This is a genomic window from Pseudomonas sp. R37(2017), assembly GCF_002113375.1.
GTDB lineage: Bacteria > Pseudomonadota > Gammaproteobacteria > Pseudomonadales > Pseudomonadaceae > Aquipseudomonas.
Genome location: NZ_NEHO01000008.1, coordinates 214,504 through 241,200, shown reverse-complemented (window position 1 = coordinate 241,200; position 26,697 = coordinate 214,504). Strand labels below are relative to the sequence as shown.

General features: G+C 58.0%; 38 protein-coding genes and 3 tRNA genes. 9 read left to right on the top strand and 32 right to left on the bottom strand.

Features of this window, described 5'->3' with window-relative positions; genetic code table 11:
• From CAG47_RS15685 to CAG47_RS15615, 15 genes are all read right to left on the bottom strand, one after another.
• Window positions 1-879 carry a baseplate J/gp47 family protein gene (locus CAG47_RS15685; protein ID WP_085725761.1) on the bottom strand — a complete coding sequence of 293 codons (879 nt, stop codon included), beginning with the start codon at window positions 877-879 and terminating at the stop codon, window positions 1-3.
• The gene (locus tag CAG47_RS15680) at window positions 876-1,202 is read right to left on the bottom strand and encodes a GPW/gp25 family protein (protein ID WP_043302559.1); all 327 of its coding nucleotides are present in this window, start codon (window positions 1,200-1,202) and stop codon (window positions 876-878) included. The genes CAG47_RS15685 and CAG47_RS15680 overlap by 4 nt, the downstream gene beginning before the upstream one ends.
• A 4-nt stretch (window positions 1,203-1,206) precedes the next feature.
• The gene (locus CAG47_RS15675) at window positions 1,207-1,428 is read right to left on the bottom strand and encodes a hypothetical protein (RefSeq protein ID WP_085725760.1); all 222 of its coding nucleotides are present in this window, start codon (window positions 1,426-1,428) and stop codon (window positions 1,207-1,209) included.
• Window positions 1,429-1,485: 57 nt separating this feature from the next.
• Window positions 1,486-2,046: a phage baseplate assembly protein V gene (locus tag CAG47_RS15670; RefSeq protein ID WP_085725759.1), complete on the bottom strand. Its 561-nt coding sequence runs from the start codon at window positions 2,044-2,046 to the stop codon at window positions 1,486-1,488.
• Entirely contained in the window at window positions 2,013-2,576 is a 564-nt protein-coding gene (locus CAG47_RS15665; protein WP_085725758.1) for a hypothetical protein, read from the bottom strand. Before CAG47_RS15665 ends, CAG47_RS15670 begins: the two co-directional genes overlap by 34 nt.
• Entirely contained in the window at window positions 2,569-3,204 is a 636-nt protein-coding gene (locus CAG47_RS15660) for a phage tail protein (RefSeq protein ID WP_085725757.1), read from the bottom strand. The genes CAG47_RS15665 and CAG47_RS15660 overlap by 8 nt, the downstream gene beginning before the upstream one ends.
• A complete protein-coding gene (locus CAG47_RS15655; protein WP_085725756.1) occupies window positions 3,201-3,515 on the bottom strand; it encodes a hypothetical protein in 315 nt (104 codons plus the stop codon). The genes CAG47_RS15660 and CAG47_RS15655 overlap by 4 nt, the downstream gene beginning before the upstream one ends.
• Before the next feature lie 2 nt (window positions 3,516-3,517).
• Complete coding sequence (locus CAG47_RS15650; RefSeq protein WP_085725755.1) at window positions 3,518-4,513, bottom strand: major capsid protein; 996 nt, start codon at window positions 4,511-4,513, stop codon at window positions 3,518-3,520.
• 64 nt (window positions 4,514-4,577) lie between these two features.
• Window positions 4,578-4,922, bottom strand: a complete 345-nt coding sequence (locus CAG47_RS15645; RefSeq protein ID WP_085725754.1) for a head decoration protein — start codon at window positions 4,920-4,922, stop codon at window positions 4,578-4,580.
• Window positions 4,919-6,070: a head maturation protease, ClpP-related gene (locus tag CAG47_RS15640; protein WP_085725753.1), complete on the bottom strand. Its 1,152-nt coding sequence runs from the start codon at window positions 6,068-6,070 to the stop codon at window positions 4,919-4,921. The genes CAG47_RS15645 and CAG47_RS15640 overlap by 4 nt, the downstream gene beginning before the upstream one ends.
• A complete protein-coding gene (locus CAG47_RS15635) occupies window positions 6,067-7,551 on the bottom strand; it encodes a phage portal protein (RefSeq protein WP_085725752.1) in 1,485 nt (494 codons plus the stop codon). Before CAG47_RS15635 ends, CAG47_RS15640 begins: the two co-directional genes overlap by 4 nt.
• Window positions 7,551-7,757 carry a phage head-tail joining protein gene (locus CAG47_RS15630; protein WP_027923826.1) on the bottom strand — a complete coding sequence of 69 codons (207 nt, stop codon included), beginning with the start codon at window positions 7,755-7,757 and terminating at the stop codon, window positions 7,551-7,553. Before CAG47_RS15630 ends, CAG47_RS15635 begins: the two co-directional genes overlap by 1 nt.
• Before the next feature lie 53 nt (window positions 7,758-7,810).
• Window positions 7,811-9,820, bottom strand: a complete 2,010-nt coding sequence (locus CAG47_RS15625) for a phage terminase large subunit family protein (RefSeq protein WP_085725751.1) — start codon at window positions 9,818-9,820, stop codon at window positions 7,811-7,813.
• A gap of 4 nt (window positions 9,821-9,824) precedes the next feature.
• Complete coding sequence (locus tag CAG47_RS15620) at window positions 9,825-10,382, bottom strand: terminase small subunit (protein ID WP_085725750.1); 558 nt, start codon at window positions 10,380-10,382, stop codon at window positions 9,825-9,827.
• Between the two features lie 325 nt (window positions 10,383-10,707).
• Window positions 10,708-11,046: a hypothetical protein gene (locus CAG47_RS15615; RefSeq protein WP_085725749.1), complete on the bottom strand. Its 339-nt coding sequence runs from the start codon at window positions 11,044-11,046 to the stop codon at window positions 10,708-10,710.
• 250 nt (window positions 11,047-11,296) lie between these two features.
• On the opposite strand from CAG47_RS15615, the gene CAG47_RS15610 reads away from it, so the two are divergent.
• A complete protein-coding gene (locus CAG47_RS15610; protein WP_085725748.1) occupies window positions 11,297-11,551 on the top strand; it encodes a hypothetical protein in 255 nt (84 codons plus the stop codon).
• Between the two features lie 52 nt (window positions 11,552-11,603).
• On the opposite strand, the gene CAG47_RS15605 is transcribed toward CAG47_RS15610, so the two are convergent.
• The 12 genes from CAG47_RS15605 to CAG47_RS15555 all read right to left on the bottom strand — a co-directional run bounded on the left by CAG47_RS15605 (window position 11,604) and on the right by CAG47_RS15555 (window position 18,921).
• Window positions 11,604-12,050: a DUF1737 domain-containing protein gene (locus CAG47_RS15605; RefSeq protein WP_085725747.1), complete on the bottom strand. Its 447-nt coding sequence runs from the start codon at window positions 12,048-12,050 to the stop codon at window positions 11,604-11,606.
• 128 nt (window positions 12,051-12,178) lie between these two features.
• Window positions 12,179-12,505 (bottom strand): phage holin, lambda family, encoded by a 327-nt coding sequence (locus CAG47_RS15600; protein WP_371917215.1) that lies wholly within the window; start codon window positions 12,503-12,505, stop codon window positions 12,179-12,181.
• The gene (locus CAG47_RS29375; protein ID WP_371917214.1) at window positions 12,460-12,564 is read right to left on the bottom strand and encodes a hypothetical protein; all 105 of its coding nucleotides are present in this window, start codon (window positions 12,562-12,564) and stop codon (window positions 12,460-12,462) included. The genes CAG47_RS15600 and CAG47_RS29375 overlap by 46 nt, the downstream gene beginning before the upstream one ends.
• Window positions 12,565-13,563: 999 nt before the next feature.
• Window positions 13,564-14,157 carry a hypothetical protein gene (locus CAG47_RS15595; protein ID WP_371917213.1) on the bottom strand — a complete coding sequence of 198 codons (594 nt, stop codon included), beginning with the start codon at window positions 14,155-14,157 and terminating at the stop codon, window positions 13,564-13,566.
• Window positions 14,158-14,187: 30 nt separating this feature from the next.
• Window positions 14,188-14,508, bottom strand: a complete 321-nt coding sequence (locus CAG47_RS15590) for a hypothetical protein (RefSeq protein ID WP_085725745.1) — start codon at window positions 14,506-14,508, stop codon at window positions 14,188-14,190.
• Window positions 14,480-15,808, bottom strand: coding sequence for a site-specific integrase (locus CAG47_RS15585; RefSeq protein ID WP_085725744.1), 1,329 nt, complete (start codon window positions 15,806-15,808; stop codon window positions 14,480-14,482). Before CAG47_RS15585 ends, CAG47_RS15590 begins: the two co-directional genes overlap by 29 nt.
• On the bottom strand, window positions 15,805-16,014 hold the full coding sequence (locus CAG47_RS15580) for a hypothetical protein (protein WP_085725824.1): 210 nt from the start codon (window positions 16,012-16,014) through the stop codon (window positions 15,805-15,807). Before CAG47_RS15580 ends, CAG47_RS15585 begins: the two co-directional genes overlap by 4 nt.
• A 29-nt stretch (window positions 16,015-16,043) precedes the next feature.
• Window positions 16,044-16,544, bottom strand: a complete 501-nt coding sequence (locus tag CAG47_RS15575; RefSeq protein ID WP_085725743.1) for a hypothetical protein — start codon at window positions 16,542-16,544, stop codon at window positions 16,044-16,046.
• Entirely contained in the window at window positions 16,544-17,326 is a 783-nt protein-coding gene (locus CAG47_RS15570) for an ATP-binding protein (protein ID WP_085725742.1), read from the bottom strand. Before CAG47_RS15570 ends, CAG47_RS15575 begins: the two co-directional genes overlap by 1 nt.
• Window positions 17,307-18,161: a hypothetical protein gene (locus tag CAG47_RS29010; protein WP_085725741.1), complete on the bottom strand. Its 855-nt coding sequence runs from the start codon at window positions 18,159-18,161 to the stop codon at window positions 17,307-17,309. The genes CAG47_RS15570 and CAG47_RS29010 overlap by 20 nt, the downstream gene beginning before the upstream one ends.
• Window position 18,162: 1 nt before the next feature.
• On the bottom strand, window positions 18,163-18,660 hold the full coding sequence (locus CAG47_RS15560; protein ID WP_085725740.1) for a YmfL family putative regulatory protein: 498 nt from the start codon (window positions 18,658-18,660) through the stop codon (window positions 18,163-18,165).
• A 3-nt stretch (window positions 18,661-18,663) separates the two neighbouring features.
• A complete protein-coding gene (locus tag CAG47_RS15555; protein WP_085725739.1) occupies window positions 18,664-18,921 on the bottom strand; it encodes a Cro/CI family transcriptional regulator in 258 nt (85 codons plus the stop codon).
• A 72-nt stretch (window positions 18,922-18,993) separates the two neighbouring features.
• Between CAG47_RS15555 and CAG47_RS15550 the strand changes: the two genes are divergently transcribed.
• From CAG47_RS15550 to CAG47_RS15515, 8 genes are all read left to right on the top strand, one after another.
• Complete coding sequence (locus CAG47_RS15550; protein ID WP_085725738.1) at window positions 18,994-19,782, top strand: LexA family transcriptional regulator; 789 nt, start codon at window positions 18,994-18,996, stop codon at window positions 19,780-19,782.
• Between the two features lie 146 nt (window positions 19,783-19,928).
• Entirely contained in the window at window positions 19,929-20,177 is a 249-nt protein-coding gene (locus CAG47_RS15545; RefSeq protein ID WP_085725737.1) for a DUF1654 domain-containing protein, read from the top strand.
• Between the two features lie 393 nt (window positions 20,178-20,570).
• A complete protein-coding gene (gene csrA, locus CAG47_RS15540; protein WP_085725736.1) occupies window positions 20,571-20,771 on the top strand; it encodes a carbon storage regulator CsrA in 201 nt (66 codons plus the stop codon).
• A gap of 149 nt (window positions 20,772-20,920) precedes the next feature.
• Window positions 20,921-21,193 carry a hypothetical protein gene (locus CAG47_RS15535; protein WP_085725735.1) on the top strand — a complete coding sequence of 91 codons (273 nt, stop codon included), beginning with the start codon at window positions 20,921-20,923 and terminating at the stop codon, window positions 21,191-21,193.
• Window positions 21,190-21,651, top strand: coding sequence for a hypothetical protein (locus tag CAG47_RS15530; RefSeq protein ID WP_085725734.1), 462 nt, complete (start codon window positions 21,190-21,192; stop codon window positions 21,649-21,651). Before CAG47_RS15535 ends, CAG47_RS15530 begins: the two co-directional genes overlap by 4 nt.
• Before the next feature lie 442 nt (window positions 21,652-22,093).
• Complete coding sequence (locus CAG47_RS15525; RefSeq protein WP_085725733.1) at window positions 22,094-22,372, top strand: hypothetical protein; 279 nt, start codon at window positions 22,094-22,096, stop codon at window positions 22,370-22,372.
• Between the two features lie 43 nt (window positions 22,373-22,415).
• Complete coding sequence (locus tag CAG47_RS15520) at window positions 22,416-22,622, top strand: DUF4224 domain-containing protein (protein ID WP_085725732.1); 207 nt, start codon at window positions 22,416-22,418, stop codon at window positions 22,620-22,622.
• Between the two features lies 1 nt (window position 22,623).
• Window positions 22,624-23,655, top strand: coding sequence for a tyrosine-type recombinase/integrase (locus CAG47_RS15515; protein ID WP_085725731.1), 1,032 nt, complete (start codon window positions 22,624-22,626; stop codon window positions 23,653-23,655).
• Between the two features lie 82 nt (window positions 23,656-23,737).
• Here the strand turns inward: CAG47_RS15515 and CAG47_RS15510 are convergent.
• From CAG47_RS15510 to uvrC, 5 genes are all read right to left on the bottom strand, one after another.
• Window positions 23,738-23,824: transfer RNA gene (locus CAG47_RS15510), tRNA-Leu, on the bottom strand.
• A gap of 195 nt (window positions 23,825-24,019) precedes the next feature.
• Window positions 24,020-24,093: transfer RNA gene (locus tag CAG47_RS15505), tRNA-Cys, on the bottom strand.
• Between the two features lie 47 nt (window positions 24,094-24,140).
• Window positions 24,141-24,216, bottom strand: a tRNA-Gly gene (locus CAG47_RS15500).
• A 63-nt stretch (window positions 24,217-24,279) separates the two neighbouring features.
• Window positions 24,280-24,840 carry a CDP-diacylglycerol--glycerol-3-phosphate 3-phosphatidyltransferase gene (pgsA, locus tag CAG47_RS15495; protein ID WP_007992985.1) on the bottom strand — a complete coding sequence of 187 codons (561 nt, stop codon included), beginning with the start codon at window positions 24,838-24,840 and terminating at the stop codon, window positions 24,280-24,282.
• A gap of 32 nt (window positions 24,841-24,872) precedes the next feature.
• Complete coding sequence (uvrC, locus tag CAG47_RS15490; protein ID WP_085725730.1) at window positions 24,873-26,696, bottom strand: excinuclease ABC subunit UvrC; 1,824 nt, start codon at window positions 26,694-26,696, stop codon at window positions 24,873-24,875.
• Window position 26,697 lies beyond the last annotated feature (1 nt).

The following is a 26,697-nucleotide window of genomic DNA, read 5'->3' as shown; positions in this document are numbered from 1 at the left end:
TCAGGCCCCCAGCGTCACGCTGTAGCCGGTGCAGTACGCCGCCTCGGCCTTGCTTGGTCTGATGTCGGTCCAGCCCAGCAGCTCGACCCGGGCGATGCCGGGGACGTGCAACTGCGCATCGACGCCTGAACGCGCCACTTCCAGCCCCAAGCGGCGGCGCGGGTTGATCCACTCGCTCAGGCGTTTCTCACTTTCGGCCAGATAGGCTTCGTTTTCTGGGCCCGGTGCCTGCGGATACAGCACCGCTTCAATGCGGTAATCGATGACCACGGCGCTCTGCACCGTGAGCCGGTCGGCCACGGGCCGCACGTCCTCGTCATTCAGGTGCAGGCGGACCTGTTCGAGCAATTCCGGTGAAGCGGCGCCACTGCCTTCAAGGCTGAGCACGGTGACCACCACCACGGCCGGCGACGGACTTTCCGCTGTGGCATCGGCCACCAACCCGGAAGCGTTGCGCGCATGCAGGATGTAGCTGTTGCGCGGTCCCGCCGTGGTCAGCCCCTCATACGACAGCTGCACCCGCTCACGCAGGGCATCGTCCTCTTCGAGCACCTGCGGCGTCGGTGGCACCGTGCTCGGGTCTCCGGCCTGAATCACCAGGCGTTGCAGGTTGACGTTGGCGGCCAAGTGATCGAGGTCGGCGCGTTCGGCGTGGGCCAACAGCAAGGCCTTGCCCGCGTCGTTGACCCGCGCCCGGTTCTGCAAGGCGCCATACGCGGCCTGCTCGATCAGCTTGAGCACCGGGTCGCTTTCCAGCTCTGCGCTCCAGTTTTCGCCCATGCTCAGGCGGAAGGCTTCCAGCTTCTCCTGGTAAACCTCCTCAAAGTCGAGGTCCTCCAGCACTTGCGGCGGCGGCAGGGCCGCCAGTTCCATGGTCATGCGGACACCTCCAAAGTCACGTCGCTGCCCAGGTACTGCCCGGTCAGTTCAAAGGTGATACGCCCGTCGAGGATGGCCACGGCGCGCACCCGGCCCAGTTTCAGGCGCGGCTCCCAACGTCCGAGCGTGCTTGCCACTTCCGCCTGCACGGCACTTTTCCAGCCGTCATTCACCGGCAAGTCGACAAAGCGCCGCAGCTTGCTGCCGTACTCTGGGCGCATGCGCCGGCTGCCCAGCGGCGTCGACAAAATGTCTTCGATGGACTGGCGCAGGTGATCGAGGCCGGAAATGAGTTGGCCGGTGCGGCGGTCCAGTCCGATCATGGGATCAGCCCTCGACCGCGACAAAATCCTTGCGGCCGTGCAAATACTCGAGCGCGACCGTGTCATCCGAAGCCACCGCGACCTGGCCCTTTTCCACTTTCAAGGTGCGCTCGGCCTCCAGCAGGATCAGCACCCGCGAGGTGTACAGGGTGTCGCGAAAGATGCTCAGCGTGGCCGGAGCGGGTGCATCCGTGGCGGCGGGAGCGGCCTTGGTATTACTCGTCATGCTTTTTCTCCAGACATGAAAAAGCCCGCGCGCGGCGGGCTGAAGGTGAATGTTCACTCAATGCGAGTGGTTGCTGCTGTTCCCCCCGGTGTCCATGATCGTGCCGGCGCCGCTGATGTCGCCGGATACGCTCAGCGCACCGTCGATAGCCACCTCACCCGTCAGGGTGATCTGGCTGGCGATCACCTGGACCTGATCCGGTGTCACTTCGAACGACGCCCCGCCGACACGGATCGTCGCCTGGGTGCCGTTGGGCAGGTCAATGCTGTAGCTGCCGGCTTGCCAGTCGTAAACCAGTGAGCCGCCATCGTCGAAGTACCACGCCTCGACGTGATCGCGGTTGTCCGGTGGTGCCCCGGCGTTGCCATACAGCCCCGGGATAAAGGTGCCCATGGCCGGGTCCCCACTGGGGCTGAACAACACACCCTGCTCCCCCGTGCTCGGCGCCCGCCAATGGCGGGCCTTGCCGGCCGCGAGGCTGTGCCAACGCACCCAGGCACTGACCCAGGTGCCAGCCTTGACCCGCACCCGGCCGGCCAACAGATCGATTCCGACCACCACGCAGGGCAGCAGCATCGCGGCAATCATCCGGTCGTGTTCGGCGCTGGCGTATCCCATGCCAGATCCTCCGGCTGAAAGTAGTGATCTTCATTGCCGGTACCGGTGCAGCCATCGACGTTCAGGTACAGGGAACCGGGCGGCTCGACAGGCCATAACCATTCAACCTCACCGAGGTAAATCTGTTGGGTCCACTCCACCATCCACACGGTGTAGCCATCCAGCTCCGGCTTGGTCCAGTCCTGACGCGACGCCACAAACTGCGCCTGCTCGACGTTGTCCAGCCCCCAGGTTTGTGCTCTCAATAGAATGGCAAGTTGCGCTGCCAACTGCGCACCCAGTTGCTGGTGACGGGCCAACTCGGGCGCCACAATGACCCGCGCTTCAAAGCGAAGGACCAGCACCGTTTCACCGGTACCGATGTCTTGCCCGGGTTCAAACTCCACCGGTTCCAGAAAGACCGCCGGCAGTGCCACCCGGTCCTGAATGTCCGGACAGGTCGCGACAAAGCGCACCGTCGGCAGCGCTTGACGGATGTGCTCCTCGATGGCCGCATACAACGCATCCAGGGAAAAGGCAGGATCAGACACGGGCGTTCCCCTTCAGGTATTTATGCAGCTCAAAGTTCATCTCTTGCCTGAACACGACCAACAGACGTTCGTCGGCCTTGTTGGCCCAGGTGTAAAACGGACCCTCAACGTCTTCGAGTGAGACCTTGGCCTTGGCCAGTGGAAAACGGTTGTCGTGTTCCGCGATCCAGCCCGAGCTCGTGCCACCGCCCGCGGACACGCTGCTGCCGGGATAATCGTCCGAGTTGAAATGTTTGCTGGAGGTGCGGATCCAGATGTCCGCCTTGTTACCATACACACGCTTGTAAAAGGCACCCTGGTAACGCCGACCCGCCACCGAGACACCGGCCTTGCCCTGCCGGGGATTGCCAATCCGGCTGGCCTCCATCGGGTTGGTGCCGAACCAGAGTTTGCCCAACTGCCCCTGGCTTTTAATGGGATAGCTGCGCAGGCGCTGGCGCACTGCCCGCACAGCAATCCGCTCCTGCTTGCTGACATCGCGCGCCATGTGCGTGGCCAGCCAGCCCAACGTCTTGTTGATCGCCCGCCGTTGCGCTGCGGCAGCGGCCTTGGGCATCACCTTGGCCAGCTGATTAAAAGCCTGCAGATCGTCTGCGGAGAACTGCAGAGAAACCGGCACGGCACTCATGCTTTCAATCTCAAGGCCAACGCCACCAGACCATCTCCCGCCGGTTCCAGGTGAATCAGGGTGTACTCGCCACCACCGTCCAGGGCTGGCAAATCGATGAGCACCGTCTGCGTTTTTTCCACGCCCGCGGCGTCGGCCACGCGAATGTGAAAGCACGGCTCGCGCAGACCGGTGTTCAAGCGCCCAACCTTGGGTTGCAACCAAGGCGCCGAGAACATGCCCAGCACGCGACGGCCTTCGATGAAGCCGACATCGGCCAGGGTGTCGAACACCACGCTGTCGATCACCTCGACCAGGTCTCGAAAGGCCATGATCAGAGCGTCAGCAGGATCTGCGCCCGGGGACGCGTGCACAGATGCAACGGGTTGGACTGCGCTTCACCGGCCATGCCCTTGTTGAACGGCAATGGCTCCATCTTGCTGTAATACGGCAGGCCTTGGGTGTTTGCCGTTTCCATGTAGTCCGCCGGAGCAAAGCAGGAGATGTACAGATCCGGCACGCCTTCGGGAATCAACAGTGCTGTATCGTCATGAATAAACGACACGCCAGCGATGCGCCCGCGGTAGCGCTCCCAGACGATGCCGCCCAGCTCGAAGCTGTCCCGCGCATCACCACGCAATTCCGCGGCCTGGATCGTATTGAGGTAGGTTTCCTCAACCGATTTGTGCGTGATCAGCTTGTTCCAGAAGTTCTTGCCACAGAAAGCCCGCGCGCCCGAGCTGGTGACGCTACCCAGTTCATCGTCCTGCATGTCCAGCGCTTCGGCGCACTTGACCCGGATTTTGGTGGCCGAGTCGTTCAGGCCCATGGACAGCCTTTGTTGTTGCACACCAAACGCCTGATAAATGTTCAGCAGGACCGTCGAGCCGTCCGCATCCAGCACCAGGCCGTTCAGCGCGCCCATGCGTTGAAATTCATGGGTGGCGTCGAGTTGGCGCTTGGCTTTGCTCAGGCGCGTGTTGACCACGCCCTGCACGGCCTGCAGTTCGGTCGTCGTACCAAAGGCACGAATGCCCTGAATCTCGTCGGCCTTGATGGTGAAACGCTGCGGCAGGTGCACGGTGTTGAACGGGATCATTTGCCGCTTGCTGGCACCCACGACCAGACCTGAGGTACCGCGCTCACCTGCCGGCACCAGGGCCAGGGTGTTGCCGTCCTTTTCGATCTGCACGGTCAGGGTGCTGATGCCTTCCTCGCGAAACAAGCCCAGGCTGCTGATGCGACCCGGCAGGTACTCCTGCTCGTTGATCGCCGCGGTCAGCGAAGACACGGAAAAAACATCGTCGTTAAAAATGCCAATGTCGGCCATGAAGGGACTCTCCAGAAAAGCAAAACCCCGCACAAGGCGGGGTTGGGATAAAGGGGGGCTGGACTTAGCGGGCAATCACAAATTGAGCCGCCAAGGCGGCTTCCGCGTCAGCGTCGAAACCCGTCAAATGCACCTCGCTGACCTCGGCCAGCCGCACCACGGCACTGGCACGACGCTCTTCGGTCGATTCGCCCAGCGGCCCGTAGAGGATGCAGGCCGCCACTTCGGTACCGTCGGTGGCGGCGGGATCGTAGGGCGCAAACTCATTGGTCGCCGTGACCAGCCCCAGCACCTGGCCGGCATTCAGTGCGGCACCGGCGGCCACCAGAATGGATTCACGAGAGATATTCCCGGCCCCTTCGGAGAGCAGAAACTCGCCAGCGTGTAGCGTTTCGTACTTTACGGTCATGCGCGTGCTCCTTTGGCACTGTTGGATTGCCCCGCATGGGCGGCCTGACGGGCTGCCCAGATCGAAGATGGATTTGGTTGTTTCGCCTGCACCTTCGGTGCTGGGTCATCGTTGAGGGGCACGCTGTTGTCGATTTCAAAACCGTTGCCGCTGCTGACGATCTTGTCGAACAACCGTGCGCGCACCGAGGATTCATCAAGCCCGGCCGCCACAAACTCGGCGCAGAGCTCAGGCAGGCGTGCCGCCACACAAAGATCATTCACCGCCTTGACGCGAGTGAGTGCCGCCTGGACGGTGGCGGCATCCTTGAGCGCGGTGGACTGAATCAGCGGCTCGATCAGGTTACTGATTCCCGCCTGGGTACAACCCTGAGTGATCTGGAGTGCCAACTGGGCGGCATCCACCACAGGCGGAATAGGCGCATCGTCAAGCTTCGGTTCTGGCTCCGGTTCGGCGGGCTCATCCAGCTGCGCCAGCAATTCAGCTGGGGTGTGCTGGTAACGCTGCATCACCCCGCCCTGGCCCAGACAGGCTTTGACCTGAACGCCGTCACCCACTTCATCGGCCAGCCCCAGAGCCACCGCTTCACTGGCGGTCAGCCAGGTTTCCGCGGCCACCATATCGCGCAACTCTGCCTCATCGATGGTGGGTGCCTTGGCCTTATAGGCCGCGATGATCGCCTCCATGGTTTGGTCGAGGACATCGGCCACCTTGCGAAAGCTGTCGGCATCGCCGGCCGCATAGGTCCACGGGTTGTGGATCATCAACATCGCATTGGAGGCGATCACCACCTTGTGGGCACCGCACACGGCAACACTGGCCGCGCTCGCCGCCAAGGCATCGACACGTGCCGTGCACCGTTCGCCCAGCCGCGACAAGGTGTTGTGCATGGCCAATCCGTCGAACAGGTCACCACCGATGCTGTTGAATGCCGCGATCACCGGCGACACGCCGTCATCGACGGCGCGCAGATCCTGCATGAACTGACTGGCGGTAATGCCCCAGGTGCCGATCTCGCCATACACAAAGACTTCGATCACCCGCTCGGCGGCTTCGCCGCTGGCGTGTACGGCGTACCAGCTTTTGTCCTGCACCGGCACCTGCTGGCCGGCCTTGTTGTAAATGCGCGGAGGCGTGTTCTTGCTCATGCTTGCTCCTTGTCGTCGAGCGCCTGAAGCAGTTCGACGAGCGTGCTGTAATTAAGACCTTTGCCCCGAGCCCGCTCGGCATCGGCGGCGTTTTCTTCGTCCACCGTTTCCGCGTCATAGCCAGTACGCAGGACCATTTCGCTACGCGAGGCAAAGCCGGCGTTAACTTCCATCGTGCGTGACTGAACATCCTGAACCGGATGGATATAGGCCCAGCCTTGTGGCACCCAGCGCGTACGCAGGTACTCGCGGCGCCGCTGGGCATAGTCCGGCAACAGCACGGAGCCACTGAGCACCGCCATGTCCATCCACGCGGCCCGTACCGGGCGGCACAACTGGTGCACATACACACCGAATTGCAGCTGCTCCAATCGACGCCGGAACTCGGTGAGCACCACCCGCAACGCGCGGTCATTCACTTCGCGCATGTCGCCGGTGAGGATCTCGTACGGCATCCCGGCGCCGGCCGCCGCGGCCATCAATTGCTGACGCATAAAGTCGGGATAGTTGTTGCCGGCATCCGGCGGCGTGGAAAACTCGACCTCCTCGCCCGGCAACAACTCCTGCATGGTCCCGGGTTCCAACGCGACCATGGGCGTGAAACCATCCGAGGCGAGGTTCAGCGGCGCACCGGTCACCGGATCCACCGGGGTCTGGATGTCATCCGGAGACGGCTTCTTGATGAAGCCGGCGAACAGGTTGGCCACCTCCTGGCGGAACAACACCGCATCGTCGTAGTTGTCCAGGCTGCGCAGGCGCTTGAGCACCGGCGACAATCGCGGCAGACCGCGCAACTGCCCCGGCTCGACCGGTTCAAAAATGTGCAGCACCTGACTGGCCGGGACGCGTACCAGCTGGTTGTAGCCACTGTTCAAGGAGGAGGCATCGCCGGGGTGCGAGCGGTACATCCAGTAGGCGACCCGACGGCTGTCCGGACTGAACTCGATGCCGGCGCGGATGATGTTGCCGTTACGGGCCGTTTCGAACTTGTCGTGCGGCACGAACTCCGGCGCCAGTACCTGGAGTTGCAGCGGCACCACCAACCCCTCATCGAGGCTGCGCGGGCGCAGGCGGACAAAACATTCGCCGGCCGTTTCTACCGTTCGGGCGATCAGGGCCTGCTGCCCATAAAAGTCGGTCAGACCATCGGCGTCGGATTCTTCGACCCAATCGGACCAAAGCTCCTGAAGCAGATGCCGGAGCTCGTCGTCCTGGGTTTTCGGCCGCGGCGTGATGCCGGTACCGATCAGGTTGCTGACCCGTTTGTCGATGATGTTGAAGGCGTACGGGTCGTTACGCACCGCCGCCCGGGAGCGCGAACGCAGGTTGCGCAATGCCGGGATGGCAATGCTGTTGAAACCGGCGTCGGGCGCATCCCAGCTGGCAGAGCGGCGCCCTTCGGCAGCCCCTTCATAACTGGCCTTGATGTTCGACGGAATCAAGAAGCCGCCGCGACCCAGGGTAGGAAATGGATGCGCCATTACAATCCCTTGCCTCCATGGTAAAGCCGCACGATGCGCGACCGCGGACCGGCTGCCGCGATCAGCGAGCTACGAATTTCGTCGCGTGCCCTGAGCAATTCGTCGATGTCGCGGTACTCGACGTTGCGATCGGCGTAGCGCACGATCTTTTCGCCGCGCGCGATTGCCTTCTCGACCGCATCGAGTTGCTGTTGGGTAAAGGCCATGGGGATCGCTCTAAAGTAAAAAGACAACGTGGATAGCAGCTGCGCGTTTTCACTCAGCGTCGTTTTTTGAGGTAGCCGCTGCTGGAACTTCGACGCTGCGGGGGCCGTGCAATTGGCAGCGGTGCTGCTGCCGGCTTGGCCGGTGGTGGTACGGGATCAGCCACTTGCTGCTGGGGTGTCGCGGGGTTGCTGATACGCTCGGCCGACACGGCTTTTTCGCCCGAAGGCGTTGCCTGAAACAGGGCATTTCTCACCCGCTCCCAGTCGTGCTCCTTGTAGCGGTTCAACCCCAGGTAATGCGCCATCGCCAGGCTGTACACCATCAAGTCGAGGGCTTCGTTGCGCTCAGCCTTGCCCTTGACCCACTCGATTTTTTTGTAGCCTTTGACGTAGCGAGTCACCTTGCGCTCGGCGACGCACTGAGCGAAAAAATCATCTGGCAGGTCGTTGGCAAAGTGCAGCGCACCCGGACCGTCCTCCACCGGATAACGGTTATAGATCCAGTCCTTGGCGGTGTCGGTACCGACGAACCAGAGCTCGACGCCCTTGCGTTCAGTCAGGCCTTTCCAGGTGACATCCATCATCGATGGTCGCTGGGCGATCACCGGACGACCCGGCTTGCTCGCGCCCTTGACCGCAAAGATGTTGCGCCAGCGCCGCAGCCGGCAGAACTGGTACACCTCGTCGGTGTGGTTGCCGCCGGAGTCGATGCCGGCCGCCCGGATCGTCAGTTCCGCGCCACACGGATGCGGGTAACGCGCCTTGAGTTTGTCATCGAGCACCGACCAGGTGCGGTCGTCGGAGGGGTCGCCCCAGATCACCTGATAGTCGATGATCCAGCGCTCCATGCCGGCGCCCCACCCGACCACCATAAACTCCAGCCGGTTGGCTTGTACGTCGACCGAGGCCGTGAGCATCAACACGGCGGACGGCATGGAACCCAGCCCATAAGTTTCCAAACGGGCCCGCGCCATCAGGACATCGGCTTTGGTTTGCTCCTGGGCACTGTCCCAGACCTTGGCCAGACGGGTGTTGTAGAACACCTGCATGGGTTCCAAGTCACCGCGCGACATGGCCAGTTTGGCCTTCTCGAACTGCTTGGCCAATGCGGCCCAACCGGTCCAGCCCGGTGGCGAATACAGGGCATTGAGGTTGAAACCCACGGTTTCGCCGTCGCCCTGGGCATGGGCACGCCACTCGCCCTTGGCCAACATCTCGCCCTTGTGGTGTTCCTCGATCAGCACGTCACAGTCAGGCCCGGCACACTCGTAGTGCACCCGCTGATAATCCGTCGAGTAAAGCAGGCGCTCCCATTCCAGGACTTGCATGTGCCCGCAATTCGGACATGGCACGTAGTAAAAGCGCTGGTCGCTGGTCTCGAACAGATCGGCAATGCGCGAAGCGCCCCGGATCGTTGGCGAGCTGGAAAAGTAGAACTTGGCGTTACGGCCAAAGGTGCTGCCCCGGGTTTCAGCCAGCTCAATCGGGTCGCCCTCCTCGCCAACGTCCACCACCCAGCGATCGACTTCATCGCCATAGATGTATCGGGCCGATAACTCCGACAGGTTCGCTGCCGAACCGGCGGTGGTGACATACAGCGAACCACCTTCGAACTCTTTGGTGTCCATGGTGTTGCGCGCATCGCGCGAACGGGTGGCTGCCACTCGCTCGCGTAATTCCGGCGTCGCCTTGATGGTCTTGCCGATGCGCGACGACACCCGCTTGGCCAGACCGAGGCTGGGCAGCAAGGTCAAGATGTTCGACGGCGCCATATGGATCAGGCCGCCGATCCAGTTCAAGGCAATCTGGGTCTTCATCAACTGCGAGGCGACCATGGTCACCACACGTTTGCACGGGTGAGCCGGTGACAGGCAACGCATCGGTTCGCGGGCATACGGGGTACGTGCCGTGCGGTACTGGCCGGGTTCGGCGGCGCCGGCATCGCGTGGGATACGCATGTACTCGTCGGCCCACTGATCGATCCAGAGATCCGGGTCCGGTTGAAGCCCACGGAAATGCGCCTCGCGGTACACCACCGCACCGTTCGGGATCTCTGAGGGCATAGGTTTAGCTCGGGGTGATGGCGTGCTCTAGATCCGCCATAGACACTCGTTCCGCGTCTTCCAGTGCTTGCCGAATGGCCGCCGTCAGGAGCCTCTCGATTTGCCAGGGGTCGGTCATTCCTGCCATTTCCGGGGCCAGGCGCGGCGGTAATCCCAGCAACTGATCCCGCACCAGGCGGCCAGCACTGTAGGCCGCATTTTCGACCGCCTTTCGCTCGACGAGTGCACCCTGCTGGGTATGAAAGTTGGTCTGCTCTTGCAAAGCCAAATAGTGTTCCCGCATCGCGCGGGCCTTCTGAAAATCCGGGGCCAGTTCGACCTGTAGCGCCGCACTCTCTTCGCCTGCGTTGGGGGCGTCGCGCTGAAGTCGCAGCTGCTGGTGTCGAGCAACGACGCCGGCTTTACTCGGATCGCTCGTCATCGCCAGGAGCTGATCGCTGGCGTCCACGTCAATCAACCCGGTGTCGTTCAAAACCAGCCGTTCATTTTGGACCAATTTACTGATGTGCTGCCTCGACCAGCCCTTCAGTTCGCCGTATTCCTTGCGAGTTAACAAAGTCATACACCCTCACCTGTTTAATTCCAGTCAGCGCGTCAACCCTGTCAACTTAGTTGACAGGCTTTCCGAGCGTTTATCCGGGAGCTTTATTGGGACGGTCTGAACAGAGCCGATCAGGCGCCGCGACCAGGCGTAGCGGGCCTGTGATGAAAAATGATGGGGGGGATAACCCCAAATGTTGACTGCTCGAAATCAAGCATTCGTTGTCAACCTGTCAACCTGTGTCAACTAACTTTCAAACCCTGCCGCTAGCGCTTTTGCGCGAGTCTTATGCCCCGTGTTCCTTGGAAGTTTCCAGGGTCCCCGGCCACTGCCAAATGGCGTCGCTTCACAGCCGCGCCAGCAAAGCGACCGCAGTTCCAATGCCCAGCAGGAGCCCAAGCGCCAGTCCGGCTGCAAAGGGCCAGACAGCTGAACTGAGTTTGAGGTTTGCAGCTTCAGCGGGAGCGAACAACTCTGCTGGCTGACCCGGCATCAGACCATCGCTCAGGGTGTGTTCTCGCACCAGATCAGAACGAACCAAAAAGCCACGGTCAGAACTACGGCCGACCATTTGCTCGTCTTTGTGCAAGACCAACTCCCCCCCGTAATACACAAAGCTGTCAGCTTCAATGCAAACTGGGGCATAACGATCAGGAAGGTATACAGCGAACGTGGATTTGCTCATTGACTCACCTCATTGAGACAAAAAAGGCCCACCGTATAGGTGAGCCCAGAGAATATTGGCAAAGGCAGCGGCTGAGGTTTGGCACCTCATTGGCTGGAGTTTTGGCGTATTGAACCCGCGTCCCCTGTCTACCGGCATGCATAAATTGCCCGTCCTAGACGCATAAACTGGATATAAAAATCGAATCCCCCGTGATACCAAGACCTATTAGAAGGTTTCGCCCAGATACCTTCACGACGAGGGCAAGGAAATGCTAGTAGACATCTACCGTGATCAATCGCATGAAAAATATCTGATCGTTAAACACGATAAAGACATTACGAAGATCACGGCCGCAGATGCTGAGTTTCTGAATGATCTGAATCATTGGCGTCGCATTGATACCGACGTCGAAAACTTACCTACAGGCCTCCACACATACGAGGTGCTCATAGCAATGGAAGCTCGTGGTTATTACGCAGCCAGACGCAATGTGACCGTTCACGAAATAGAGATTTCTGACTAACTCGCAACATGCATTTCCCGAAGGAAAGATCGGGAGATGCCACAACCAAATCTTATGCAGATATCGCAGCAATCTGGCGGGCAATCTCGTCATGAATCAGTTTGGCTGACCAGGTATGCGCGATAACGTCGGTGCCGGCTTCCAGCATCGCGGCATCACCTTCGACGGGAATGGCAGGCAGATCAGTCAGATCGTTGTAGCTACCGGAGAAGTCCGAAGTTCCACTGCCTGTAGCTGCACGGGCAGCGGCAGCATCGACACTCACCAGCACGGCCTTACCGACATCCGAGGCGTCCGTAATGCTGTCCGAGGTGATATCGCCTGGAGTACCACCGACATTGCTCGATCCCTTCACCACAGCCTGAAGCACTTGAAAGCCTTCAGTGATGGAGACAGGACTTCCGTAAGGCTGCCAGCCATCGGCAATGGCTTGTGTCAGCTTGGCCGTCAACTCATCGGGAGTATTGGCGACGACGGTTTCGTATTGGGTGTAAGCCATTCTCTAAGTCTCACGATCGAATGATTGAGCGGCAAGCGGCTGGCATGCACGCGATTCACCACAATGGATAAAGCCCGTGGTGGCATAGGCCAGCAGGAGCACAAGAGGCAGCATCCAGGAGCGGCGCTTCATGGCGCCGAATCCGATTTAGGAAATTTGAAGTCGGCGAACCGATCAGCCAGATCGGCAATCTTCTTCACGCCAAGAAAACCGATGAACACCCCGGCCGCCGTGGCGAAGTTCTGCGGTAAACCGAAGTACTCCAGCAGCGGAATCAAACCAATGGTTATCAGGGTGCAGAGCGACGCCTCAAGCAAAGCCTGACGCCGAGTACCGCCGCCGTAGATGATGCGCAACGCACCGACGATGGCCGACAACGCACCGGCATAGATCGTTGGGGAATGCTGACTCAGCCAAGCGAGCACAAGTAGCCAAGTATCTGGTTTATCGGGCATGTTCCGCATCTCGGTTTCCTCCCTCGCGGGGAGCGGTATAGGTCCGGCTCCCGCAGCACTCCCAGCTCGGAGCGATGGGTGTGGCGGAGCCGAAAACGAAAAAGCCCCGCACGTTGGCGAGGCTCTGAATAGGTGCGCAGTTAACATGCGCAATGTATAAATCCAGTTTTCAACTTTATCGAAAGAGCCAAACAGCAATGCATGGACGACTTTTATCAGCAGTTATGCTGACCGTTCTTACCAATCTTTCGGGCGCGAGCGAAGATTTCCCCCCAGACAAAACTGGCTTCATGTGGGGGTTGATTTATGGAATGGCCAAAGTAGAGTGCGGCACTCTCCCTGACGACCTTGAAGCAGACTATTCAAAGTCTATCCGATTGCTTTCAGAGGCCAGTTCTACATTTGCCCCAACCTACCAAGAAGGCTTAATCAGCGGACAACGGAAACCCGATCCGAAAGTACGGCCACCGGTTTCAGCGGAAACACTGGAAGCTAGGTGCAATCAAGATCAGCACAACCTAAGGATGGCAGTGATGGTAGCCAGGGGCTGGTTTAGAGACGTTTGGTGAAATGGCTTGTCGCCCCTCATTGCGCCGCCTGTAGCTTTTCACTGCATCGTTGATCCTGCTTTGCGCCACCCTGCAAGCAATAATGGTGCAAGGTGCGTAGCCCGCCATCTTCACTCTTGAATAGGGGGATCAGCTCGTAGCTCCTGCATCGTGAGCAAACCCAACTTTCTGGGATTGCCACACATCCAGCAGGAACAGACCTTCCCATGGTTGGCAAAAAGCCCGGCGTTTTTCTCGCTGGTTGACCAGCATTCAAAAGCACGCTGCTTTGCATAAAAGCGAGACTTAATGCGCCGTGTATCGTGTCGGCGTTGTGCTCTGGACATAACTTTCTCCGTAGCCAAAGCCGACAAAGCCCCGGCAGATTTCTCTGGCGGGGCTTCTAAAATTTCGGTCAAGTTCGCCAAAGGCGAAACTCTAAATGTGGTGAAACAATACCTTCAGCCGAACATTTGGTCAATACGTATTTGGCGCACCCAGGCTTAACATTCACGCCGCCTCTTTCATCACGGTGATGCATCGAGAAACCGGCACCAACGCCTGCTTGTCCAAATCGTTGCACGCATCGAAACACTGTGCGACGAACCCCTCCCATTCCCGACCCCAGTTCTCAGACGGAAGCTTCACGCCGTGCTCAGCGAAAATCCAACCACGGAAAGCCTCCGAGGTTGGCAGCGGGTCGATGCCTTCGCTCTGTCCACCCTGGTGTATGCGGCGGTACCGGAACAACACCGTCGAAGCGACGTAGCGCGCCTTGATGAACTTCTTCGTCATCATCTTCGGCCCCATGACGTACGCAGCCATAAATAGGGCCTCTTCAGCCTCTTCCTTGTCATCGTCCGTGGCGAGAGGGCTGTACATATGGTTGCCGAAAGCCTTGAGGCCGGCCGGCAATGTGCAGATCGCGTGCTGGATGTGAGCCGACAGCGCCTGGTGCATAGCGTGCCGGCTATTCACGGACTTCTCGGTTTTCTGCACCGAGCAACCCAGCAGGCCGATCTGCTCTACGTGTGCGCCTTGACTATCCCATGGGGTGTACAAGGCATCGTGCCACGCCAAGCGTGCGCTATTCAGTTTCATCATTACGCGATCCCCCAATCAAAACGACAGCAATCAGTCGCCGGTGAAATTCGATCCGCCGGCACCGCGACGGTTGTTCTGTTGGTAGTACTCGGCCGGGCCAGGTATCGACACCCCCTGCTGGAGCACTTCAATTTCGTGCTGAGCCTGCTGCAATTTGAAGCTCAATTGGGTCACCAACTCGTCCGAAGAAAGCACCAACCTGCTACCCCGAATAACCCAACCTGAACCGTTGCAAGCAGTACAAATCAATTCATAAAACAGCCCCTTCACTACCGCTTTGCCCTTACAGGTCGGGCAAGGCTCTAGCTCGATCCGCTGTCTCTTAAAGCCAAGCCCCTGCCCTTTCTGCATGTTTTAAATCCTCTCCTATGGTTGTTTCTTGAAAGGCATCGCAGGCCTTGTTCTGTAAGGCCTCCAGAGCTTTACCGGAATCTCCGGATCTAACACCGGTCAACATATGAATCTGGTCAAATCCCTTCGTATCTAGATGCGCATGCCACTGCTCTAGGGCATCGCGCTTGCGGCCCATCACATCTGATTGGATGTACACCTTCACGTTGTGGCCCATCGCGTGGTTGATCAGCAACTCACCGATCAGGTGGTCAACGCCGAGGTCTGCCCAACCGGTACGGGCCAACTTGCGCAGGTCGTGACTGGTCCACTCACCCTGCCCCAACCGGGTGAACACCGCACTGGCCTGCCCTTCACTGAGTGTTTTGCCATTGCGCGCTGGGAACAGAAACTGACCGTCGTACCCTTTGATCAGTTGACTTTCGCGGTAGCGGATCAGAATCCCGCGCATCTGGTCCGTCAGCGGCAGATGATGCTCGACGCCAGTCTTGGTGTTCTCGGCAGGGATGAACCACTCGCGCTCAGCCAAACTGATATGTGACCAGCGTGTCTGCCGGGTCTCGCCAATGCGCGTGCCGTGACAAAGCATCATCAGCGCCAACATGGCGTCGGCCGGAGCGGTCAACAGGACGTGGCACAATTGCTCCAGCAGCTGCTGCAACTGAACGCCCCTCAACCGGGACGGCTTAGCTCCGACCTTAGCCTTGCTGAAGTCGCTGAACTTGATCCCGGCCATTGGGTTACTGCTGATAAAACCGAGCTTGAACGCTTGGCGCATCGCCTGGACCAGAAGCTTGAACACCAACTGTACATATCCAGTGGAGTAGCTTTCCTGCAACGGCCAGACCAGCTCGCCGTCGAGTGTGACTTTGTTGAGGTCGCTGAGAGGTAGATCTCCCAGACGCGGCAGCAAATGACGCTTGATGGCCGAGGCAGAGGTACTCTTCCGTTTGCTGGACAGGCTGCGATCACGGGCCATACGTTCGGCATACCATTCCAACAACTCGCCGGTGGTGACCCACTTGGACAGCGTCGAACCTTCATTGGCAGCCACCCGCAGACGCAGCGCCGGCAGTGCCGTGACCACTTGTTTGGTGCTCAAATCAGGGAAGCCGCCGATACGGTGCCAGGTGCGCTTGTTAAGTAGGTACCAGGAACCGCGGGAGCGATTTTTCGCAAAGCGAAAGTGCAATGCTGGGTGACTGGCATCGCGCAGATCGCGGACGTGCAATTTCTTGGCGTTGCGCTCGATCTCGGCGTCCGACAGCTTCACCGTAAGGGTTTTGATCAGGGCCGTCATTGTCGGGCACCGGTAGGATTTTCCAAGTCAACGACTTGAAAAGTGGAAGGCCACATCCAGGCGCCGTAGCGTTTGGCCATTGCCTGGTCAACGAACAGCGCCAATGCGTGATCGGGAGTGCTGCCCAGGTCCATCTTGAACGAGCAACAGAACACGGCAAACCGATAGTTTGCCGGATCTGGTATAGCCAAGCGGCGATCGAGCATCTCCAGCCTGATCCCCATGCGCTTGCCCATTAGCCCCCCTTCAGCAGAGATTGCAGCAGCTTGAATTTGTCGAGTGCTTCAGCGTTGACCTCGCGCTCGGCCTCAACCGAAAGCGCCACTTCCTCAATACGCGCGGCGAGCTTTTTCAAGCGCTGGCCGAACTCCTCTGCGAAGCTGATTACCTCGCCAGAGAGCACCGCCAATGTATCCAGAGCGCTACCCTCAGGTTTCACGGTGGTAGCCACGGCCGGCTTGGTATCTTTCGACATGATCTGTTCTCTTGAGGGCGTTATGGTGATGGCGGTGCGTTGGAAGTGGCCGTTAACGGGTTCGCGAATCAGACCTGCGTCCTTCAACTCGCCCAAGCCGCGACGGACCGCCGGGAACTGGGCACCCGTGGTTTCGGCAACCATCAACGTATTGAAAATATCGTGGGCACTCCAACGCTCCTGGATTGGCACGACTTGGAACACTTTGCGGGCGAGCGACGATTGCCCAGCGAGCATGTTTTGTTGCTTGGCGGCGTTCATCAGAAGCCCTCCTTACCGCGTTGAGATTCCCACTCGAATGCCACACCAATGCAGCCGTTTTCTCGGATGCGGTCGACACAGCGTGCCCCAAGGGCGTCGTTCAGTTCGGTGGGAGACAGGTTGCTGACGATGATCGTCGGACGGCATTGCTCGTAACGACCGTTGATGATGCTGAATAGGGTGGCCATCTCGAACTCGCTCTGCTTGGTCGTGCCGACTTCATCGAGCACCAGCAGGTCCGCGCCAATCACCTCACGCAAGATGTGCGCCTCGGACTCGCCTGAGCGCTCATTGAACGTCGCTCGGATCTCGCTGATGAGCGTGCCCACCGTGCGGTAAACCGCCTTGACCATGCATTCGTTGATCAGGTGATTGGCCGCGGCAATGGCCAGGTGGGTTTTGCCCGTGCCGACCTTCCCCAACAGCAGCATGCAGCGACCTTCACGGCGATGCTTTGAAAAGTTGTCGACGTAGTCGGTGCACGCATCGAGGGCAATCTGCTGGGCCGGATTCGACACGACGAAATCGGCAAAGGTCTTTTGTGCGAAACGCTTCGGAATCCGGGCGGTTGATTGCTGAACTATCCGAAACTGACTGCGCTTGCGCTCGAGCTCTTGCATGTCACGTTTGTTGCTGGCGCAGAGGGGGCAGCCAGACAGACCGCCGGCCTTGAGGATGACCGCCTCATACTCGCCATGATCCAAGCAGTTCGCTGGTTGACGGCCGATGACGCCGAATTTGCGGTCCATGTAAGCGCCGAAGTTAGAGACGGAAAGTGCCATTGGCGTTCTCCTTGGTGCCGGCCTTGTAATCGCGAGTGTCGAAGCCGGAGTGGCGATTGGCTGGAAGTGGATGTGCGGGGTGGGCCGTTTTGTCGGGGAAGATCCCCGTCCATCCGTTGCTGATCGAAAGGGCCAGCACCGAATCGGGGGCCGGATGGTTCGCCAAGGCCTTGGCTTGTTGTTCGCAGCTCTTGGCGGTGAGGGGTTTGTGGATTTCCTTGCGGTGCTGACACCAGTCAGCCCAAACCTCGACGCTGACGTTTTCCGGCTTGGCGGTCAGCGGGTCGAACTTTGGCGATTTGCCTGGCGCGTTAGCGCCCTGCTTCTCCTGATGACTGGTTACCTGATTGGTACCCTGATTACTGGTACCCTGATTTGTCGGAAATTTTTCCGATCCTCCTCGGATTTTTTTCCGACCCTGTTCGGATATTTTTCCGACCTTGCTCGGAGATTTTTCCGAGGTAGATCGGATTTTTTTCCGACCCTCAACCACATCAGAGGTCGGATATTTTTCCGACCCGTCCAGTTTGCGATTCCACTCTTTGGCCTTCTCGGTCAAACGAAACAAACTGATGTTTGCCGTGTGGGAGAGTTCGATCAGCCCAGCAGTCTCGAGCCCCTTGAGAAGTCGATACGCGGTATCTGGCTTGTCGGTGAGCAGGGGCAATTCCTCCACGATCTTTGCTTTGCTCAAGGCAAAGAAAATTCCGTTATCGGTCTTGATGGGTTTGGCCCAGCTAGGACACTCGTAGACAAACGAAAACAGCAGCGCCTGCTGGGAGTTCAACCCCCACTCCAGCGCTTTCACTTGGTTGATAGCGATCGTGAATTGCATATCAACGCTTCCCGCTTGACTGTCGGGTTGGGCGCTTCGATTTGTGCAACTCGATCAGTGCGGTCACCTCTTCGTGCCGGGCAGCCAAGTGCTTTGCGTGCAAGGCCAGAATCTCTGTGGCTTCCGCTGCAGTGATTTCACCGTCCTCCAACGCCAGGGCAAGAAACTGGTCAACCCGGCCGCGTTTCACGGAAGTACGCAAAGAGCGCTGGTGCATGTCTACGTTGTCCAGATCACCAACGTCAGGCAGGCGAACAAATACGCCCCCGTACATCGCGCAGATGTAGTCCGGTAGGAATGTGGTTTTGGCTTCAGTCTCAAGCGTGCAGACCTCATCGTCGGTGAGGGGCTTGACGCCTGCCGATTCGTAAATCCGGTTTTTGAAGCGCTTGAGATTCTCTTCGCCAAGAAAGTCAGAGGCGTATGCAAGCCCGCCAGGGAATGCATTGGCAGAGGCAATGACTGCTTTGCGACGGGTGTCTAGCACAGGCGATTTCATCGTCTAGTTTTCTCTCGGCGCCGCTGCGCTCAAAGTAGGCTCATAAGATGGGCGGCACCCGCGACGCGACCTTTTCGCGCTTTGAACCGGGAACGGCCTAAGCTCCTCAGCGGTAAAAGAACCATCTGCGTGTTCCGTAACTAAAACGTTCCTCCCTGCCTGCAGCGCTTTATTTATTGAACTTTGGGTCATGCCTAAAAAAATTCCGGCCTTGGTCTGCCCCTTCTCGGTAGCAAACTGGCTGAGGGTGAATTGACGCACTGTCCGGTCTCCGGTGGTGTATCTGAAGCAACAATATCTCCCATGGAGCTATTTTAATCAACTCCAAAGGAGATGGATAAGTATCTCCACCGGGAATACTCTTCGAAAATGAAAAACGACAGACGACCATTACTTGAGTGGGAAAAGACGGAGTGCGCCGCATTAAAAGCGGAGCTAGCTTCCTATAACGCGCGCGCGCCTAAAGGCGAGAAGCTGACTCAGGAAGAGATCGCACTCTCCGTAGGCATGAGCCAAGGCACGCTTAGCAGTCACTTGAACGGTAACCGTGCCCTCAATAAGGAAATGGCAGCTGAGATAGCTAAAATGCTCGGCATTCCCGTAGAGAGATTCAGCCCACGGATCGCAAGAGAAATCTCCGATTTGGCGATTGCAGCCAATGCTGTGCCACCAGTCGAATCATTGCAGTCAAACGTCGAGCCAGGCCCGCCGATCACCAGCGCTCCTCGTCGAATCGATATTGTTGGAACGGCGCAACTCGGTCACGAAGGCTACTGGACAAGCCTTGATCAGGCTGCTGGCTGGGTTGAGACCTATTCCAGGGATGAGGACGCCTATGCACTTCGGCTTAAGGGTGACTCAATGGCTCCGGCAATTCGTAGTGGCTGGATCGCAGTCTGCGAGCCCAATCATCGCCTGGTACCAGGTGAGTATGTAATGATCACTACGACTGATGGCCAAAGCATGGTCAAAGAACTTCTCTTTGAGACCGATGAAGAGGTCAGCCTCATGTCGATAAATACGGCATACGGTGAACGTCTTACGATCGCTCGGCCTGATATCGAGAATATTCATTACGTAGGAGCGATCCTTGCCCCCAGTAAAGTCCTGGGCAGGATCTAAATCTGATCCGATCAATTTGACGCCCCCCTTCCCCCCTAAGCCCGCAAATGTGGGCTTTTTATTAAATGATTGTTTTTAATCATTAATATTTAGCGTTAGCAAGGCAAACCGATCACTGTTTATCCATACACGAATGGAGCAGTGCTATGCCAAGACCACAAAACAAACCGACGTTGCCGGACTCATTTGAGCTTCTCTGTCTCCGCATCCACAAAATCATCCGCACCCCATCCGCCCAGAAACGAAAGACAGCTGTCATTCGTAAAAACGCAGATGAATGCCCACAAGATTGGAAGCGGCTCCTTGAGGACATAGCCGATACCGAAGACGTGACGTTGAGCCCAGAAGAAGGAGACGCCGTTCGAGTCTCCTGGAGGCTGCTAGCCAATATCTGATCACCATAAAAACTCGCGGAATGCGGGTTTTTTTATAGCCATCGGAATAATTATCTCCAACGGAGTTGACTTAATTAGCTCCTAGGGAGATATTTGAGTCGTCGCCACGAAACAAACCGCGACGCGGGTCTCCCGCCGCTCTTTAACAGTCAGCACAACAAACAACAGAACGCATTGCCTCTACCGGCGACCGGCGAGCAGACAGACCCGAAAGCGTGCCCACGACAGGAACAATCTGTGCGACTGCTCGATGGTGAAACGCCGAAACAGTGTGAATGACCCGGCAAGCAATGCGCGCCGCCCCTCCGACGGCAATAGAACGGACAGCATCACTGCTGCACCTTGGCGATAGGGTGCATCGGGATGTAACCCACACACACAAGGAAATGGACAATGCTGATTTTGACTCGCAAAGAAGGCGAAAGCATCAACATAGGCAACAACATCACGATCACAGTGCTGGGTGTTAGCGGCAAACAGGTACGTATCGGAACTAGCGCACCAAAGGATGTCCAGGTACATCGAGAAGAAATCACGCAGCGCATTCAGGCGGGTTCGTCGAAGCCCGCGATGGCGGCACCTGCGATCACTTAAGCAGGTCTTTGCGCGGCAAATAATGGCCCGGTTCCGATCGGGCTTTTTTACGCCTGCCTGTTATCAATCAGCACCCTCCCCTGACCAATTGCCAGCAGCAAGTGGTCGGAGTGCTGATGAATTCACCTAACCGACTCCGAGGGATAACCATGCATCCATCATTTCAAGAGCGCGCCGAAGAAGTCGGTGAATTGCTGCAACGAACAAAGGCCGCCCGCTCCGGGTTCTACAGTCGTATTGATCGACGAGCCCCAGCCAAACCGGTGCGCTACCAAATCGCTGGCGGAAGCTTCGGCATGTATCAGATTAAAGACCTCACCACCGGTAAGACTCATGCTTTCCGTAACGATTACAAGGCCGCTCACGACCTTGCCATGCAGTTTGAAGCCAAGGCCAATCGCCAGATTACGGTGGCGCTATGAAAAAGCGAAAGTCCAACAACATGCACAGGCGGATAGAGCGGACGAGCCGAGCACTGCTTAACGCCAATCACGTCGCGGTGGTCCACATCGACCCCAGCGGGCGTCAAGGGATGATCAACAGGAAGACCTGCAAGAGCATCCCGCCAGGACAGCGCATGGCCGAAGCAGTCTGCGACATTGCTCACCGCTGGACGATCTATGTCAGCGTCCAGTGTCGTGACCAGCGCGGCCACCGATACACCAAATCGATAGAAGTCGCACCTCAAGGCAACTATCTGGCTGCGCACCTCGAAGACGTGATCGAGGACACCTACAAAGCCCTGTCCGCCGAGAGCAATCCGAATCATCGAGTCGCGTCGGGCTGGATCGCCATTCCCGCCGAAATATCGCTGACTGAAGAACAGGCTGCACGAATGTTCGACGCCGTGGGTGTCTGGAATCAGCAGAGCGCAGCATGAGAAGCATCAGCAACCAGGTACGCCAGCGCCGACGACAGACATGGCTTGATCTACCGGCCCACAGAATTGAGGAGGCTGACCATGGCAGTAGATCAGAAAACCCGCTCAGCGAAGACTGCGGCGAAGAGAAAGAGCCCACCCCGCCGGTTGCCCGAGGGAAGGGAGCAGCATGCGAACGTCGCTCCCCCCAGCGGGGTGAACTACTAGACATTAACTCACGCACCAAAATATTGCATCCCAGCCTCAAACTCTCGCCGGTGCGGAGCCACGGCATTGAAGTGAAGGTCCACCCCGCCAGTCGCTTCAGGGGAGAGTGCGTGTAACGCAACTGGCGAGGTGAACCAATAAACCGTAGCTCACCCGTTCAGCTCGCCTGACGCCTCTCATCTGATTTCACAATCCACCTACCAGCCTGCCGGTAAACGTCGGGCGAGGAATCCTTATGACCAAAGAAAACCTGTACGACGAACAAATCAGCCCGCTGGTCCAAAAGATCATCGCGATCTGCCAAGAGCATGAGATCGCTCTACTGCTTTCCGCTCAGCTTGAGGACGAGGATAAGCGAGAGCTGTTCTGCACCACCATCCTCCCTGGCACTGATGAGGTGTCGTGCGAGAAGTTTGTCCAAGCGTTGAACATCATCCGGCCGCCAAGTGGACCTGTCATGTATCTCACCACCACTCATACCAATAGTAGCCAAACGCTAACCGCCATCATCTGACCCACCCCCACCCACTGCCACCACACACGGCATGGAGCAGCCCATGAACATCCAGTTTCTTTCCCACGAGGAGGTTTGCGAGCTCACGGGCGCGCGGACCAAGGCAGGACAAATCCTCAACCTGAAGAAAAACGGCGTCAGGCACACCATCAAGGTGAATGGCTGGCCAAGCGTCACCGCCATAGCCGTAACAGCGGTCGGAATATTTGAAGCGGAAAAACCAGAATGGAAACCACGCAAGGCTAGCTGACATGGGACGACGACCAAGTAAACCAGGCTCAATTGCCCGTCTGCGAGAGCGGAAAAAAGCCAGCGGCCGGATTTTCTATTACTACGAGATAGGCGGAAAGGACCGGAAAGAGATCGCACTGGGTAGCGATTACGGCCTTGCGATCATGGAATACGCCAAACTTGAGCGTGAACGCACAGCGACTGCCTTAGTCGCCAAAGTGATCACGTTCAGGTATGTGGCCGAAAAATACATGATCGACGTTGTGCCAACGAAAAAGCCGGCCACACAGAAGGACAATATCAGGGAGCTTAAGAACTTGATGTCGTTTTTCGATGATCCGCCAGCCCCCCTCGAAACAATCCAGCCACTGCACGTCCGCCAGTACCTGACATGGCGCAAGGCCGCACCGGTTCGCGCTAACCGCGAAAAGGCCCTGCTCAGCGCGATCTGGAACTTCGCCAGGGACGTTGGATATACGGCTCTGGCCAACCCATGTGCCGGGATTAAGGGCAACAAGGAAACAGGTAGAGACATCTACATCGAGGACGCGCTGTACAAACGAGTGTATGAGAAGGCAGATAGCGGCCTTCAGGATGCAATGGATCTTGCCTACCTCACCGGTCAGCGGGTCACAGACACACGCTTAATGGACGAACGAGATGTTCGCGATGGGCAAATCTGGGTGCTGCAGGGGAAAACAAACGCCAAACGGCGGATTGAGATCACAGGAGAACTTAAGGTTTTGATTGATCGAATCATGTCCCGAAAGTCAGAACATAAGGTCCGCTCAACGCGGCTGATCGTTACAGAGGATGGCACACCAATGTCGGTGGCAATGCTGCGAGGGAGATTTGACTTGGCCAGGGAAGCGGCTGGTGTTGCGAAGTCCGAGTTTCAAATGCGTGATTTACGCGCCAAAGCCGGTACGGACAAGGCGGAATCAAGCGGCGACATCTTGCAGGCCAGAGATCAACTTGGGCATACGACCGTAGTTATGACCGAGCAGTACATCCGCAACCGAATTGGCAAAAAAGTCTCGCCAACTAAGTGAATTGCGAACCAAATCTAAAATTGCGAACCGAAAACAAACAAGGGTTTGCATCAGCTTTCGCCCGCAAACCCTTGATTTTAAATGGTGCCCGAAGCCGGAATCGAACCGGCACGCCCTTACGAGCGGGGGATTTTAAGTCCCATGCGTCTACCAGTTTCGCCATTCGGGCGGTAGCGCGGTGAAGCGTCCAGTTTTTGCCAAACAACGGTCTGGCAGTTCTGACGCTTGTGCAGCAGAGGTGGAAATATATACATCCCGCCCCGGTGAAGCAAGTTCGCAAATAGCCTTTTCAAGGCTGAATTTTGCAGGCTGCTGAAAATAAAAAAGCTCCGTAAATCATGGATCTACGGAGCTTGTTTATTAGTGGAGGCCGAGGTCGGAATCGAACCGGCGTAGGCGGATTTGCAATCCGCTGCATAACCATTTTGCTACTCGGCCTCAAAACATTTGACATCTAGTAGCGCGACATCAAATGCGTACAAACTTGGAGCGGGAAACGAGACTCGAACTCGCGACCCCGACCTTGGCAAGGTCGTGCTCTACCAACTGAGCTATTCCCGCGTCTTGGTGTGGCGCATTCTATAGAATCCAGAAGCCCCGTCAACCCTTTGATTCAAAAAAGTTTTATTTCTTTTCAACGTCAGTCTTCAGATGTGGCCAGGCGGCCCGCAGGTACTGGACCATCGACCACAAAGTCAGGCCAGCCGACACCATCAGCAACGTATAACCCAGCAAGACCCAGAAGCTGAAGTCCTTGGGGTTGGCCAGCAGGATCACCAGCGCCAGCATTTGCGCGGCGGTTTTCCATTTGCCCAGGTTCGAAACGGCAACGTGGGCACGAGCGCCCAGTTCGGCCATCCACTCGCGCAGTGCCGAGACGACAATCTCACGACCGATGATCACGGCAGCAGGCAGCGTGAGCCAGAGGTTGCCGTGTTCTTGCACCAACAGTACCAATGCAACCGCAACCATCAGCTTGTCGGCAACCGGATCGAGGAATGCCCCGAACGGTGTGCTCTGCTCCAGACGGCGGGCCAGGTACCCGTCCAGCCAGTCAGTAGCGGCTGCGAACGCGAAGACCGAGGCGGAGGCCAGGTAACTCCATTGGTAAGGCAGGTAGAACAGCAAAATGAAGATCGGTATGAGCAGAACGCGTAGAACGGTAATCAGATTAGGGATATTCATCGGCACAACTGGCTACGAGGTGAGGGGGCATTCTACTCGCTGTGCAGATTTGCATAAATCAACTCTGCGAGCTTTTTACTGATCCCGGGGGCTTTGGCAATTTCTTCGATGCTTGCACGAGACAGCTCCTGCAATCCACCAAAATGTTTCAACAAATCCCGCCGACGTGTCGGGCCGACGCCAGCGACGCCTTCCAGTGTAGACGTCCGACGGGTTTTTCCACGCCGGGCGCGGTGCCCGGTGATGGCAAATCGGTGGGCCTCGTCGCGAATCTGCTGGATCAGGTGCAGCGCGGGGGAATCGCCGCGCAACGTGAATTCATGTGCAGCGTCGTTCAGGTACAGGGTTTCGAAACCGGCCTTGCGCGTCGCGCCTTTTGCCACGCCCAACAGAATCAGGTCAGGCACAGCCAGTTCATCGAGCACGTCGCGAGCCATGGACAACTGGCCTTTACCGCCGTCCACCAGCAGGATATCCGGCAGCTTGCCCTCCCCGTCCTTCAGTTTGCTGAAGCGTCGGGTCAACGCCTGATGCATCGCCGCGTAATCATCGCCGGCCGTAACGCCTTCGATGTTGTACCGGCGGTAATCGGACTTGATCGGACCTTCCGGGCCGAACACCACACAGGACGCCACCGTCGCCTCCCCACTGGAATGACTGATGTCGTAGCACTCAAGTCGTTGAGGGGGCTCGTCCAGTTTCAGCACTTCGGCCAATGCATCGAAGCGTGCCGTAATGTGCTGACGATTCGCCAGGCGCGCACTCAGTGCCTGCTCGGCATTGGTCACCGCCAATTGCTGCCATCGCGCCCGTGTACCACGCACGCGATAGCTGATGGTCAACTCACGGCCGCGCAACTCGTCGATGGCGGCGATCAGTGTTGGAAAGTCATCGTGGACCACATTGACGATCAGCTCGCTCGGCAGGTCGCGCTCGGGACTGCTGATGAAGTACTGGCCGAGAAATGCGGCCATGACTTCAGAAACGTCTTCTTCAATACCAACCTGAGGGAAGAAATTCTTGCTTCCCAATACCCGCCCGCCCCGCACGCTGATCAGGTGAACACAGGCACCACCCGGGTTGACGAAGGCGGCAATGACATCGACGTCCCCGGTCCCGCCTTCCATGCTCTGTTGATCCTGAACCCGACGCAACAGCGCAATCTGGTCCCGCAACTCGGCTGCTCGTTCGAACTCGAGATTGATCGCCGCCTCTTCCATCCCGGCGGACAACTCGTCAGTCAGCGCGTTGCTGCGCCCCTCGAGAAACATCACCGAATGGCGCACATCCTCGGCATACACCTGGGGCTCCACCAGCCCGACACAGGGCGCCTTGCAGCGTTTGATCTGGTATTGCAGGCAGGGACGGGTGCGGTTCTTGTAATAACTGTCTTCGCATTGCCGAACGAAAAAGGTCTTTTGCAACAGGCTCAGGCTTTCGCGAATCGCACCGGCGCTCGGGTAAGGCCCGAAATACTTGCCCTTGGCCTTTTTCGCTCCGCGATGAATGCTCAGGCGCGGAAACTCTCCGTCGGAGAGAAAGACGTAGGGGTAGGATTTATCGTCGCGCAGCAGGATGTTGTAGGGCGGGCGCCATTCCTTGATCAGCGTCTGCTCAAGCAGCAAGGCTTCGGTTTCGTTGGCCGTGATCGTCGTTTCGACCTGGGCGATACGCGCTACCAGCGCGGCGGTCTTGGGTGCCAGCCCGGTCTTGCGAAAGTAACTCGACAGGCGATTCTTGAGATTTTTCGCCTTGCCGACGTAAAGCAGACGCGCTTCGCTGTCGAACATGCGGTACACGCCGGGGCGCCCGCTAACGGTCGACAGAAAGGCGCTCGGATCAAAGGTTTCGGTCATT